Origin of the sequence: Vibrio sp. 10N.222.55.A1, from assembly GCF_041473835.1 — a bacterium.
In the GTDB taxonomy this organism is placed as follows: Bacteria; Pseudomonadota; Gammaproteobacteria; order Enterobacterales; family Vibrionaceae; genus Vibrio; species Vibrio crassostreae_C.
Window position 1 is genome coordinate 25,846 of sequence record NZ_JBFRSX010000019.1, and the last position, 13,338, is coordinate 39,183.

A 13,338-nucleotide genomic window follows, 5' to 3' on the forward strand; every position below is an offset into this window, starting at 1 on the left:
TCGCTATCTTTTCAATCTTCGATTTCTTTAATCAAACTTCCTAAGCGATGGTGTATTAACAAGCACGCTTGTAAGCTGTTGAACGTCTTGCCTGTTGAAATAAACAAGGTATATATCGTCCAACTCTCACTTACTGTGGCAGTAAGATGATCTTGCCCTCTAGGCGTGTGGTTTTCGATTCAATGAGATCAATCGCGGTTTGCACTTCATCGAATGGTAGATAGCGGTCAACGTCGAGCTGAATGTCGTTTGTGATGAAGTGATCTAGCATGGTCGTGAACTTATCACGGCGAACATCTTTACCTTCTGCTTCCTCCCAATAACGCAAGAAGAAGGTGCTGAAATCGATGTGTTGGTTTTTCGCGTACTCAAAGAAGCGTGGCTCGTAAAAATCCAACGACAGCGTCCCATAGTTGATAAAGCGCCCGTTGTTGCCAAGGGTGTGAACAAGATCGGTTCCGGGTGAGCCGCCAATCGCATCAAAGGCAACGGTTGGCATAGGCAAGCCTAATGCCTTAATTTGAGAAACTAGATCAGCGTTCGCATCTATCACCCAACAGGAAGTGGCAGGGTATTGTGTCTGCTGTGATGTAACGACAATGATGTTGAAGCCGAGTGATGCTGATAACTGGGAGAAGATCTTACCGATGGCTGAACTGCCCGCGTTGATGATCAACACATCCTCTTGGGTCAGCTTGGCTATTTCTGTCGTTAGCACCCATGCGGTTAGCGCATTAATGTACAACTGACAGGCGTAGCCATTGTCTAAATGTTGAGGAATTTGGAACAGATCATCTGGTGATACATCGACATAGTTCTGCCATGTTCCACTGGTTGCCACAAGCACTCGTTGATTCACTATAAACTTAGCACTGCTGGATTCTACAATCCTTCCTACCGCTTCAAATCCCGGTACTCTCGGCGGCTGATGGCTATGTTTGTATTGGCCCACACCATAAATCGACAACAGATCACTAGGGTTGATGTTAGTCGCTTCAATTTGTACGCGAACTTTATCTTTGTCTAGTACCCCTAAAGCGACATGTTCTAACTTGAGAGATTCTTTTGGCTGACCGAAACGGAACTGGCTAATTCGGGTATTTTGCTTAGTGTCAGTCATAGTTTGGGCACCTTTATGGATTATGAGTACTGCATTGATTTTAAGTGTAGCGTGTTCATAAACAACCTTGGGTCGCTAATATTGCTTAACATAGCTGGCGTCGGTAAACAGTCGTCATCAACGTAGTCGACATAGTCTGCCGCCGAATCGAAGATCAAAATATCCAAAGCCAAACGATCCAAGCCATATCGGCCTCGGTGGATCATATCCGCTGAAAACACCAATAAGTCACCTGCGGCTAACGGTATCTGCTTACCACCAGAGATGTCATCGCTGCTCACTTTGCCGTTTTCTTCTTGGCGAACATTGTACTCTTCTTCGTTATCCCAACGTTTGTGCGTGCCGGGGATAAGTTCCATGCCGGGCTCATCAAAAAGGGGCACTCGCAGATGCAATACTTGGGTTTCCATGATGACTTTCATCTGGTCATCAATGTCGTAGTCGTATTGACAGTCACGATGCCAGAAGTCTTTTTGCTGCGGGTTTACTGGGTTGAAGAACAGCTGTGTATTCATGAATGCCGGCTTGTTCGGAATCACCGCATCAACCACATCCATCACTTGTTTCGAGCTGATGAAGTCGAAAAGCACGCTTCTATCGTCGGCAGGCAAATACTCGCTTCCCGTAATTAAAGACGAGTTAAATGCTTCTTCTTTATAGAACTCTTCGTTGTCTGCTTTCCATGATTCATGAAATTTCAGCACGACTTTTCTAAGCGATGCAATTTGAGCTTCATTGAAATAATTTCTGATAACAAAGTAACCATGTTCGTCGTAACGGTCACTTAATTGTTGGCTGTTTTCTACCACTGACTACCTTCGTTCATTCTTTGCTGTATAATAACTAAGGTCAACAGCCCTAGAGATTTCTTGGGCGCATAATGCCAGACAGTCGTCATTCAACCAAGTAACGAGTGCAGAAGCCTGTAGATTCAGTGATGCGATAAAACTCTATGGGGGCGAGTGTTACATGCCTATCCATATCATGGACTCATGCGATAAAAATCTCCGCATATGTGATCTACCCCCTTTTTTTATAAAATAAAAAGATTCACATGGTGAATGTTTTTGTGGTTTGCATGATTATTGACCATGTTGAAATTTGGTTGCGTATGGAAGATAGAAAATCATGGATGGTTTTTCGCTGGATATGAGAACACTTAATTTTATTATTATTTTGTTCTCTTTCATTTACTGTATTGGCTTGTTGTTATTTCAATTCACTCAACAGTCCATTAAAGGGCTTTCAATCTTTTCCATTTCAATATTTGTTATCGGAACTGGGCCGTTGATGTTGAGCCTAAGAGGGGAGTTCCCTGATTGGGTCACCGTTATTGGTGCCAATATGGTCATTGCGCTTGGTTTTCATCTCGCCTTGTATAGCTTATGTCTGTTTCGAGAATACTCTTTAAAATGTACCTACCTCAGCAGCTTGATGATGTTGGCTCTTCTGCTAGGTTTTATTCACTTCACGTACTATGAACCTTCCATCAAGGCTCGAATTATTCTCATTAGTTTCTATTTAGCCTTTGTCACTCTTTGCACTGCCTTTGTGGTGTTAAAGGGTCAACGTGATGACTTGAACTTAGCTACTCGGATGATGGCCTTATCATTTTTGATATATGGCGGGTTTATGGTTTTCCGAGTATTGGTGACGCTATTTTCAGCTGAGCTTCAGGATTTCATGGCAGCCGCACTCATTCATCAACTTGCCTTTTTAGTGAGCATCGTTCTTATTGTGTCGATGAGCTTTACAATGCTTTGGCTGATTAACGCAAGGTTGCTTAGTTCTATTCACGAGCTGTCCTACAGCGATCCTCTAACGGTACTGGGAAACCGCAGAGCATTAGATGAGATGGTTCCAGTTATCATGAAGCAGGCGGAAACTGCACCTGTTAGTGCCATTATGATGGATATTGATAATTTTAAGTCGATCAATGACCAACACGGACACATTGTAGGTGACCTCGTGATCAAGTCTTTTGCTGAAATGGTTCAAAGTGCGATAAAAACATCGCCTAAAGCCAGTGCGTTTCGTTTTGGCGGAGACGAGATAATGATTTTATTGCCTAATGTCGATTTCCAACAAGCTCAGGTTATTGCCTGCAAGTTACGATTGTCTATTTCAGAGGTATCAGCAGTACAAGAACATGAGATGTTTCTGACATCGAGTTTTGGTGTTGCTCAGCTTCACCCGCATGAGAGTTGGAATGGGTTTATTAGCCGAGCCGACAAAGCGTTATATCAAGCGAAAACAAACGGTCGCAATATGACTTCAATTTGTCCTAGTCATATTAACGAGCTCGTCACTGCCACATAACCAATACTGCTGCGATAGAAAGCAAGATGAGCGCAAGAATGTCTTTGCGCGCGATGCTTTGCCCTAACCAGAAATAGGATATCAACACCATGAAGATCACTTCGACTTGCCCGAGTGTCTTTACGTACGGCACGGCTTGAAGCGACATCGCGCTAAACCAACCCAGAGAACCGATAACACTCGCTAAGCTTGTCATGATGACTAGTTTCGACTTCTTGAATATCAGGCGCAGCGTGTCGCGTTCTCTGAAAAAGAGATACGTACAGATAATCACTGTCTGAAGGGAAATGACGAGGAACAGCACCCAAGCAGCGCTATGAGGGAAGGGCAACCCTATGCTCAAACTTGCTTCCCGTACCCAAAGAGACGTTAAAGCAAAGGCGGTGCTACACGCCATACCTAATAAGAACACTTTCGGGGACAAGCTTCGCCAGCCAGAAGCGCTACTCATGATTAGCACGCCTAAAGTACCAATAAGTACGCCGACCCAACCTGTTAGTGTCAAAGCAGTACCAAAAAACAATACGGATAGCACAGCAGATACGGGGGCTTCACACTTGGCTAAGCCTGCGCCTATCGCATAGTTTTCGAGCTTGAACAGCATCACCATTAAGCCGGTCGCGAGGATCTGCATGATGGCGGCAGCAACAATATAGAAAACAAACTCACCCGAAAAATCCGGTGCGGATACGGGCTGCCATTGATAGAGGGCGCAGAGGTAAATAAGGGCGATAGGGCTAGCCCAAATAAATCGCGCTAACGTTACGCCAGCCACGCTCATGGTGCCACTTAATTTACTTTGAAAGGCATTGCGCCAAGATTGGCTAAAGGCGGCAAGGAGAGTAAAGGCGATCCAACTAAAAGACATGACGCGTCCATGTGTTATGTAATTTGGTGGTGATACTAACAAAAAATCACTTGATAAGAAGTGTCATTATCTGTTTATAGCCACAGGCTCACCTTTATTCTCTATTCGGCAGTAGAGATATCTTCAACAGTTCGATGCTTTCTTCAGAAGATCGGCTGTTTCTTGTTTTTGAAATAGAACAGCGCGCTGATCGAAATGAACAGTAAGGTGAAGTAATAGAAAAACGAAGACAGTGAGGCCAAGAAGGCAAGGTTCTGTTCTATTTCTTGTTCGGTGAAGCCCTGAGACACCAACTTATAGTAGTAAGCGTACAAGATCCCGATCAGCCCGTATCCGAGGTTAAACATTAAACCTTTGAAACTAAGAACGGTGGCTCGGTTGTGCGATTCGGTCTTTTTATTCAGGTGGTAGCTGATGAAAATGTTCATCGTCATGATGATAAAGATTAACACCAACGCCGGAATGACCCCGTAAATCGACCAACCTAAACTGATCCAGTAATAAGTCGCCATGCTTGCTAAACCCATGACCACAATGAAGGTTTTAGGCTCAATACTCTCTGCTAATCTTCGGCTTTGTCCTGCCAATATAATCTTAAGCAAACTTATACCCGCACCAATAAAACCAAAGTAGATAATTGGAATATCAATCGCCAGATAGTATTGGCTGTTCATGGTTAGGAACATGCGTGAGGTGTGTTCGAATAGGCTGTAGTAGAGCAAGATGAACAGCACGTAAGGTGTAGCGAATACCCATTTACCCGCATCGATCGTCAATTTAAGACTTGAGATGGTGGTTGCCAATTTGGTTTGGTCGCTTGGCATCACCTTTTTCTCTTCGCGCATATTAATCGCGGCATAGATGGCGATCATCGCTACAAATAGGGTGGCGAACACAGGAATACGCATCAGGTCTTTAGTGCTTTCTGGTTCGGCTAGTCCAAGGAAATGAAAGATGTTCGTCATAAAATTCACGTCGTACATCGCCGCACCAATTAGTGTGACAAAGATACCGACCGTTGAGGCGACACGAAGCTGGATTTGCAGCACTCGAGGCCACAACTCTTCATTACCTTGTTCTTTTAAGGTGTCGTAAGCCAATGCCTCGTCGGCGCCGCTGGCCAGTGCCATCGCTAAGCCACTGAGAATCCGGTTAATCAGAAAGACTATGAACACCAAGTCGGGGTTTCCGGTTGGCACTAAGGCGATCATTGCGATCTCAACAAACATCACAATCGAAGACAGCACCACCAGTTTCTTGCGGCCTAAGGTATCGGCGAATGCACCCGACGGTACTTCAGCAAGCACAATGGTGGCCGCCCAAACTACATTGAGCATCGCGAATTGAGACAGGGTTAACCCGTAATCTAAATAAAGTAGTGTGAATATAGGGTAGTAAAAACGCGCAAAGTAGCTGCTTCTAAACATCAAGAAGTAGCGGACATTGGGAATTTTAAGGATCTCTTTGAGCGTCATGATAATTTCAGTAATTTAGATAACACATTATTATGTATAACCCTTTTACTCTTTTAAATCATGGAATTGTTGCCAAATCCCTAAAATATCTGGTTTGGGTGATCTTCGAACTCATTGTTCATAGTGGGTTATAGGTTTCTCGTCTTCAAATCACTTTCCCCTATTCATTTAGTTTGTGGTGCCGTTTCACTTGTTCGACTGATTTTGGTGCAAGATCGAACTTCTACAACGTCGCTCTCGTATTTACATCTTATTGTATGATTTAATTATTGGTAATAACGATACGCAATGAATCCAATGTAATTGAGGAAGCGAGCATGATCTTAGAGTCATTCAGTCTGGAAGGTAAAGTAGCGATAGTGACGGGCTGTAACACGGGGCTTGGGCAAGGTATTGCATTAGGCCTAGCGGAAGCCGGTTGTAAGGTTGTCGGTGTTAACCGAACAGAGCCTGAAGAGACTATTGAGAAAATGAGTGCAGCAGGTCATTCGTTCCTAAACGTGAGTGCTGATCTTCTCGAGCAAGCGTGCATTCCAGGGGTTATAGAGCGCACTTTGGCTGAGTTTGGCCAAGTCGACATTCTCGTGAACAATGCAGGAATTATTCGCCGCCAAGATGCTATTGAGTTCTCAGAGCAAGATTGGGATGACGTAATGAACGTGAACACCAAGACGGTGTTCTTTATGTCTCAGGCTGTTGCAAAGCAATTTAAGGCTCAAGGTACTGGCGGAAAGATCATTAACATTGCATCGATGCTCTCATTCCAAGGTGGCATTCGAGTTCCTTCCTATACGGCTTCAAAAAGTGCTGTGATGGGCGTGACACGTGCGATGGCGAACGAATGGGCGCGCGATAATATCAACGTGAATGCGATAGCCCCCGGTTATATGGAAACGAACAATACTCAAGCTCTGCGTGAAGATGCTGAGCGTAATCAAGCGATTCTTGAGCGTATTCCGGCTGAACGTTGGGGTAAACCGCAAGATATCGCAGGTCCTTGTGTGTTCTTAGCATCATCAGCATCGGATTACATTAATGGCTATACCATTGCTGTTGACGGTGGTTGGTTAGCACGCTAATTAGTTTTTTATTCTAAATTTTGAGTTTGCAGCAATCTTGCAGGAGAAGATAAATGAAAATCGCTTTAATGATGGAAAACAGTCAAGCAGGCAAAAATGCTATGGTATCAGCTGAACTAGAGTCAGTTGCTGGTGGTTTTGGTCACGATGTCTTCAACCTAGGAATGACAGACGAGAACGATCACCACTTAACGTATATTCATCTAGGTATTATGGCGAGCATTCTGATTAACTCAAAGGCTGTTGACTTTGTTGTGACAGGATGTGGCACTGGCCAAGGTGCTTTGATGTCACTGAACCTGCATCCGGGGGTGGTTTGTGGTTACTGCCTAGAGCCATCAGATGCTTTCTTGTTTAACCAAATTAACAACGGTAATGCTCTCGCTCTCGCTTTTGCTAAAGGCTTTGGCTGGGCAGGTGAACTCAACATTCGTTATATCTTTGAAAAAGCGTTCACAGGCGAGCGTGGTAATGGGTATCCACTAGAGCGTGCAGAACCACAGCAACGTAATGCAGCAATTTTGAATGAAGTGAAAGCGGCGGTGGTAAAAGATAACTTTATTGATTCTCTGAGAGCCATCGACCAAGATCTAGTGAAAACAGCGGTTGGCAGCGAACGTTTCCAACAATGCTTCTTTGAGCATTGCCAAAACCAAGAAATCGCTGATTATGTTCGTTCACTTTTAGATTAATTAGAGCGTTTAGTTCTGATAGAGCCAGCCTTGTTCGGCTGGCTTTTTGATGAATAATTAAAGGAAAGTTGTGAGGCAGACAGTAATCAACTGGAAAAATGGCGATTCGTGTTTTCCTGAATTTACTCTTCATCTTCGGTTTCTTTGGGAGCATTCGACGCCCAGTCTTTTTCAAGCCAGTTATCGAGCACGTGTTGCAGCACGTTCAAGGAGGTTGGTTTCTCTAGGCGACCATCCATCAACTTGCTGATCATATCTAACTCGTGCTGTCCTGATTCGCCAGACAAAGCAATGATCGGCGTTTGAGGAGAGCGTGCCTTGATGATTTGGCTTGCGTCAAAACCATTCATTATCGGCATTTGTACGTCCATTAAGATCAAATCGACCTTGTGTGTTTTGAACAGCTCGACGGCATTCTCGCCGTTTTTAGCTTGTAAGCTATTTACGCCAAGTCGACTCAGGTACATCTGAACAAGCGTGCGTTGCACTTCTTTATCATCGACGATAAGCACGGTTGGAGCCAAATGGTTCTCTGGGGTTAGCGTACTTGTTGGCTCTGAACTTTGCGTTTCCGCTTGGTTATCTGGCTTAACTTCTGCGTTGGGTTTGTTTTCAGTTGTGGTTTGATTACTTTTCCAATCATTGAAGTAAGGCGTACGAAGTGCGTCTGCTTTGGGTGCATTGGGTACTACCGGGAAGTACAGGTGGAACTCAGTAAACTCCCCAAGTTTAGAGTGGCACTCAACTCGGCCGCCAAATGAACGCATCACACGTTGGCAATAGCCAAGCCCTAGGCCGCTACCACCGCTTTTTTGGTAAGAGAAGAAGTCATCAAAGATCTTATGTGCAATGGCTTCGTCAATGCCAGGGCCGGTATCTCGGAATATCAGAACGTTCTCGTAAGGCCCTGTGTTGGTGCTGATCTCAATTTGGCTTTCTGGATAAGAATCAAAGTAATAGATTGCATTACGTATCAGGTTGAAAATAACGAAATTGAATAAGGTTTCATTGAGCTTTGCTACAAAATCAGCGTGTTGTGGTAAACGAATGCGTTCAATGATCTTTTCATTCTCAAAACCATAGTGGCTTACGGCTTGATCTACGGCTTTGTGGATAGAGGTCATGGCCACAGGGCCGTGTTCAGGCGTACTGTCACTGACTTCGCGCAGGATGATATCAATCAGTTGTCGCCCGCGTTGAATCGCCGCTTGGCCATTCTCAATATCCTTTAGGATTTGTTTAGCTGGGGCTTGGTTATCAATGTGCTGTTTTAACACCTCAAAATGCAGCTGCACTTGAGCCAGCGGGTTACGCATTTCGTGTGCGATAGAATTAGCAAGCGCGCGACTTTGGCGAATGCGTCTATCGGCTTCAATGGTGCTTTGTACACGAGTTAACAAGGTTTGCAGTGCAGAGATCTCTTCGTTAGAGAACATCTTATCGTTGCTCTTATGTGATGAGACCAATAAGTGCGTGACTGATTTCCCCTGACCAAATAAAGGCATCACCAAAGCGGTGTCGTTTGAGCTCATCTTGTCATATAGGGCTTTTATCGAGCGCTTGGCTGGTGCGGTGTAATCAAGCTCCTGAGACAGCTCATCGAACACTAAAACGGACTTGTTGGTAGACAGGTAATCTTCGTAGAAGGTTTCGTTGTAGTTGCTGTTCACCAGACGCAACTTGTCTTCGGGAATCTGCAATAGGCTACCTAATCGACGCATTGCATCATCAATCGACAGCTTGAAATCGTCTTCTAGTGAGAGGATCTGTTGTACTGGCGTTTTCTTGTTTCCGTAGACAAAGAACGAGGCGTAGTGGCTTACGCGCTTGTAGAGAACATGCCACGTGATGCCGATAATCGCGCAGATTGGGATAGCAACAAGCCATTGACTGTCGTCTGTCAGCGGGATAAATATCGCGCCAAAAGGGATCACCAAAATAGCACAAACCAACATCGCATTTAGGCTCATGTACGCCAGGTATTTCACGCTGTAGAAGCGCGAGGTCAGCAGGGCATAGCCAACGAACAACATTTCACTTATCGACAAAGCTGGTGGCAGCCAAGTGAGCGAGAAATCACGCAAGAAGTAGGTCATGCCTAGGTGGATCGTCGCAGTAGACAGCATGAAGACTAAAATGCCGGCGATCATATAGTTGGTTTTGGCTAAAGTTAGCTTGCTGCTGTTGGCGCGCATGGCCACCAGGTTGAGTAGTGTTAGCACTACAAAGCTAATCATCCCAATAAAGAAGTACGGCGTATGCGGGCCAAACTCAATCACGAACTGGCTTGGGCCTGCAATGGTGACGTGTTCAACGGTTAACCCCGGACTTAAATTGATAAAGAAGGAGTAGACGGTCAGGGTGACGAAAATGGCTTGCTGCCACACATGAACCTTACCATTACGTTGTTCAGCGGCGAGTTTGCACGAGAAGTAATAGGCAAAGGCAAACGCAAAGAACGAGGCGAGGTTGGCAAACTTTGCGGCGAACACGGCGGCCGAGGCCCCAAGTTCCGGTAATAAGTCGGTATGGAAATAAGCGTTACTGCTGATCCACGCAACAATGCAGATCGAATACGCGATGTAAGGGGCATGGTGTGTCCCTGCGATCACTTCGTTCTTCTGTTTCAGGCGATAGCAGTAATAGAACAACCACATGACAACCACAGCCACGGTTGCAAGCAGTGTGATTGCTTTTGCATAGATGATCGCCTCTAGGCCGAAATCAAACATGTTCATCCTTTTTCACCGAGCTAGTTTTTCCTGCCGAGCGCGACTTTTCTAATGACTTTCTGCTTTCTCGCACTGCGCGTTTGTAGCTTCGAAAATCGACATTATTGAACGTTTTTACCATCATCTCAAAATTCCAGAATCCACGATAAATTGTCGTGCCATCGTCATTTAATTCGCAATATCCAGAATGGAAGTATGCATTGGAATCAATGGTTTGATAAAACTGAAGCATGAAAGGTTGCTCGATAATAGTGAAGCCAATCTTATAGCCTATTTGGTGTAACACACTCATCAGTTCTTTTTGAGAAAGGTAGAGGAAATAGAGCTTTTGTTGGGTATTGCCACTGACTGTCAGACGTAACACCTCACACAGGGCATCTTTGTCGGACAATTGTAACTGGAATTGTTGGTCAAATTCTGGGAGAGAGTAACATTTTGACAGTGTAGGCGGTGTGAAAAGTTGTAACCCTGCGAGTTCATCGCAGCCGTAATTGGGTAAACAGTATTGCCATTGCTCATTGCTGAACGGCGGTGCGTAACTTAGCCAAGTGTCATTCTTAGACCAGTCTTGAATCAGCGCAGAGGAAACCAGTGTTGGAAAGGCTTCATCGACTGGATGCTTGAGCAGAATAAAATGCTTACCTGCCTGAGAAAGGTGTAATAAAGGCAGCATCTCAAACCATTTCTCGCCCTTGATGAACACCTCGAGATTGCTTAAAGCAATGGCATCGCTGATTGGCATTCCTTGTGGGTGACTCGGTGTTTGTACCAAAAGTGGCTCATGTTCTATCTGTTCGATGATCGCACCGTAATAAGCACTGTCATTGATAGGGAGGTCGACATGAGAAATGGAGCTTGGATTTAATGGAGATTTTGCTTTGATCGCAGCAATTTCACACTCACACCAGAAATCTAGCCAATGCATATAGCACTGCCCTACAGCCTGCTCTAGAAGAGCAATCTCTGCAGATAGTGTATTTGGATAGCGCAGAATCAGATCGCGGTAGTCCATCACCTCAAACAATACAGAGTAGCTTTTGTTTTGATGCTCTGGGAAAAGCAATTCTAATTGGCTTCTACGATATTCAGTCACGCTTTGAAAAAGCTCAGTGCGCTCATGTGGCTGATAAGTGCTGATGACGAGCTCTATCAGCGCTCGCTGTTTTATTTCGATAGACAGACTGCTAGCCAACAGTGAGCCTAAAGACGACGTTAATTTCATGTTTAACCTAGCCTAGGTTTATATAATTATTTTTATTTGATCTGCACTATCTATAGGACACTGATTTTAGGTATGTGTTTGAAGTTACGTTACTTTGAGAGAGCCAATCGTAACTTTACTTGTGTCCATGGTGTGAGAAGTAAGTTGCATAATCGGGCGAGATTTTACTACTTGCACTCACCCTCAACAATAAAGATTTTCCATATTTGAATGAATTCAAAGATGAACAAAATACATTATTATCAACAACTTGTAGGGTTAGATCACAGTTTTAAAATCAGACATGATCAAGTCGAGCATAAACTTTTGGATTTATAAAATAATTTCAAATATCTATTTTTTGAACCAATATCATAATCCACATCAAGATGAGCTCATCTTATTAATCGTGATAGGAATGTTTTTGGTGTGAAGTATGTAATTATCTGATTAATTATGTCTGTATTATTACTCGCTTATTCTCTCGCTACTCATTTTAATGATTTAAATATCAGGTGGATAAAAGCAGAGCTCCAGTGCTCGTCTTGTTTTCCTGACAATCTCCTGTGTTTATAGAGTAGTTACACCATAATCTCTGATGAAGTGATGACATTCGAGGTTTAAGCTTGCCTGCATATGAAACATTATTGCGAGTAATCCCTCGTAAATGATTGAGGTAGAGAGAATTTATGAAGAACGTACGATTAACATCATTACTTGGAACAGCAACCTTGTTTAGTGTCGTGGCGTTAGCTGGGTGTAGTCAGAAATCAGAGGTACCAACTCAACCGCAAGAGAATGCGAACCCCATCTGCAGCACTAAAAACCTGACGGGTGGTTGGTCGAAAAGTGAGATAACACCAGAAGCCAAGCAAGCTTTAAACGCAGTTCTTAGCCAAATGAACACTTCAGCTGAGCTCAAGCAGATCTTGAGTGTTCGAACTCAGGTTGTCGCGGGTTTGAATTACGCTATTGAGTTTGAAATGGATAATGGTGAAGTGTGGAACACCATCGTTTACCGTTCTCTACAAGGTGACATCGAAATGACGCAACCTGCACAGAAAGGTCTTCTGTGCTCATAATCTAGATGCGTCTGTATCTTGTGAGATAGGCTTATAGCAAATAAAAATGGCTCCGTATTGGGAGCCATTTTTGTTTTTAAGAAGACTGATTTGTTGAACGTTTTCAGTCGGCCAACTCGGGCTCAGCTAACTCCTGAACACAAGCACGGCTGATGTCTTCATCAATGTAGGCCATACCGAGTTTATTGAGGTAGTCCATGCGATCAGCAGTGCGAAGCTCGATGTCGGGGCCTGCAATGTTATTGGCTTGATAAATTTCAGTGAGGTGAGACATGAATTGCTCGCCCACACTCATCATCAATAGACTCATTGCTCCTACGTCCGGTCTTACTTTGGCACGTTGCTTTTCAGATAAGTTTACCGCTAATACGATAGGCTGTTCTTCACCTTCGAAGCGAACGCCTCGCTCACGAACGGTTTGTTGAGCCCAGTAATATGCCAGTTCTTTGCTCTGGGTGAGAAACACTGGCTCAACCGATTCGGTGTAGTTGTTGCCGATGGTCGCCATAGTTTTTGAAGCTGCTTCGTTGAGCGCTTTGTCCCCAGAACGTTTTAAACCTTGGCCTTGAATAGAAGCCAATAAAGCGGAAGATGTGCCGTGATACCAAGTATCACCCGTCGCGAAACCATTCTCTGATAACAGTGTTTTTGCATCTTGTAGGTGTGTAGGTATTGAAGTCATAGGCACTCTCAAAAAATAAGAATCTTAACAAATACGTATACAGTTAGCTTAAACAGAAGTTGTTCGGTTAACCGTGGTGTGGAACACA

At 44.2% G+C, this 13,338-nt stretch carries 11 protein-coding genes; 4 read left to right on the top strand and 7 right to left on the bottom strand.

Annotated elements, in window-relative coordinates; translation table 11 throughout:
- Positions 1-130: 130 nt before the first annotated feature.
- Together AB4493_RS05535 and AB4493_RS05540 are read right to left on the bottom strand one after the other, a co-directional pair.
- Positions 131-1,120: a zinc-dependent alcohol dehydrogenase family protein gene (locus tag AB4493_RS05535; RefSeq protein WP_017067922.1), complete on the bottom strand. Its 990-nt coding sequence runs from the start codon at positions 1,118-1,120 to the stop codon at positions 131-133.
- A 20-nt stretch (positions 1,121-1,140) separates the two neighbouring features.
- Entirely contained in the window at positions 1,141-1,929 is a 789-nt protein-coding gene (locus AB4493_RS05540) for a phytanoyl-CoA dioxygenase family protein (protein WP_017059991.1), read from the bottom strand.
- 319 nt (positions 1,930-2,248) lie between these two features.
- On the opposite strand from AB4493_RS05540, the gene AB4493_RS05545 reads away from it, so the two are divergent.
- Positions 2,249-3,439 carry a GGDEF domain-containing protein gene (locus AB4493_RS05545; RefSeq protein ID WP_372154641.1) on the top strand — a complete coding sequence of 397 codons (1,191 nt, stop codon included), beginning with the start codon at positions 2,249-2,251 and terminating at the stop codon, positions 3,437-3,439.
- Here the strand turns inward: AB4493_RS05545 and AB4493_RS05550 are convergent.
- Positions 3,426-4,307, bottom strand: coding sequence for a multidrug transporter (locus AB4493_RS05550; RefSeq protein WP_372099890.1), 882 nt, complete (start codon positions 4,305-4,307; stop codon positions 3,426-3,428). The genes AB4493_RS05545 and AB4493_RS05550 overlap by 14 nt on opposite strands.
- 143 nt (positions 4,308-4,450) lie before the next feature.
- Positions 4,451-5,782: an MFS transporter gene (locus AB4493_RS05555; RefSeq protein WP_017067925.1), complete on the bottom strand. Its 1,332-nt coding sequence runs from the start codon at positions 5,780-5,782 to the stop codon at positions 4,451-4,453.
- Between the two features lie 317 nt (positions 5,783-6,099).
- Here AB4493_RS05555 and kduD point away from each other — a divergent pair, with 317 nt between their 5' ends.
- Positions 6,100-6,861 (top strand): 2-dehydro-3-deoxy-D-gluconate 5-dehydrogenase KduD, encoded by a 762-nt coding sequence (gene kduD / locus AB4493_RS05560; RefSeq protein WP_017067926.1) that lies wholly within the window; start codon positions 6,100-6,102, stop codon positions 6,859-6,861.
- 53 nt (positions 6,862-6,914) lie between these two features.
- Positions 6,915-7,553, top strand: a complete 639-nt coding sequence (locus AB4493_RS05565; protein ID WP_017067927.1) for an RpiB/LacA/LacB family sugar-phosphate isomerase — start codon at positions 6,915-6,917, stop codon at positions 7,551-7,553.
- Positions 7,554-7,675: 122 nt separating this feature from the next.
- On the opposite strand, the gene AB4493_RS05570 is transcribed toward AB4493_RS05565, so the two are convergent.
- Positions 7,676-10,285, bottom strand: coding sequence for a response regulator (locus AB4493_RS05570; RefSeq protein WP_372123924.1), 2,610 nt, complete (start codon positions 10,283-10,285; stop codon positions 7,676-7,678).
- A complete protein-coding gene (locus tag AB4493_RS05575) occupies positions 10,278-11,507 on the bottom strand; it encodes an acyl-homoserine-lactone synthase (protein WP_372057264.1) in 1,230 nt (409 codons plus the stop codon). The genes AB4493_RS05570 and AB4493_RS05575 overlap by 8 nt, the downstream gene beginning before the upstream one ends.
- A 668-nt stretch (positions 11,508-12,175) precedes the next feature.
- Here AB4493_RS05575 and AB4493_RS05580 point away from each other — a divergent pair.
- Positions 12,176-12,568: a cystatin domain-containing protein gene (locus AB4493_RS05580; RefSeq protein ID WP_017064277.1), complete on the top strand. Its 393-nt coding sequence runs from the start codon at positions 12,176-12,178 to the stop codon at positions 12,566-12,568.
- A gap of 103 nt (positions 12,569-12,671) precedes the next feature.
- On the opposite strand, the gene AB4493_RS05585 is transcribed toward AB4493_RS05580, so the two are convergent.
- Complete coding sequence (locus tag AB4493_RS05585) at positions 12,672-13,250, bottom strand: hypothetical protein (protein ID WP_017067975.1); 579 nt, start codon at positions 13,248-13,250, stop codon at positions 12,672-12,674.
- Between the last annotated feature and the right edge of the window lie 88 nt (positions 13,251-13,338).

Coding starts and splice junctions, on each gene's coding strand:
- AB4493_RS05545 (WP_372154641.1), top strand. CDS start 2,249: ATGGATGGTTTTTCGCTGGATATGAGAACACTTAATTTTATTATTATT.
- AB4493_RS05570 (WP_372123924.1), bottom strand. CDS start 10,285: ATGTTTGATTTCGGCCTAGAGGCGATCATCTATGCAAAAGCAATCACA.
- AB4493_RS05550 (WP_372099890.1), bottom strand. CDS start 4,307: ATGTCTTTTAGTTGGATCGCCTTTACTCTCCTTGCCGCCTTTAGCCAA.
- AB4493_RS05535 (WP_017067922.1), bottom strand. CDS start 1,120: ATGACTGACACTAAGCAAAATACCCGAATTAGCCAGTTCCGTTTCGGT.
- AB4493_RS05575 (WP_372057264.1), bottom strand. CDS start 11,507: ATGAAATTAACGTCGTCTTTAGGCTCACTGTTGGCTAGCAGTCTGTCT.
- AB4493_RS05555 (WP_017067925.1), bottom strand. CDS start 5,782: ATGACGCTCAAAGAGATCCTTAAAATTCCCAATGTCCGCTACTTCTTG.
- AB4493_RS05585 (WP_017067975.1), bottom strand. CDS start 13,250: ATGACTTCAATACCTACACACCTACAAGATGCAAAAACACTGTTATCA.
- AB4493_RS05565 (WP_017067927.1), top strand. CDS start 6,915: ATGAAAATCGCTTTAATGATGGAAAACAGTCAAGCAGGCAAAAATGCT.
- AB4493_RS05580 (WP_017064277.1), top strand. CDS start 12,176: ATGAAGAACGTACGATTAACATCATTACTTGGAACAGCAACCTTGTTT.
- kduD (WP_017067926.1), top strand. CDS start 6,100: ATGATCTTAGAGTCATTCAGTCTGGAAGGTAAAGTAGCGATAGTGACG.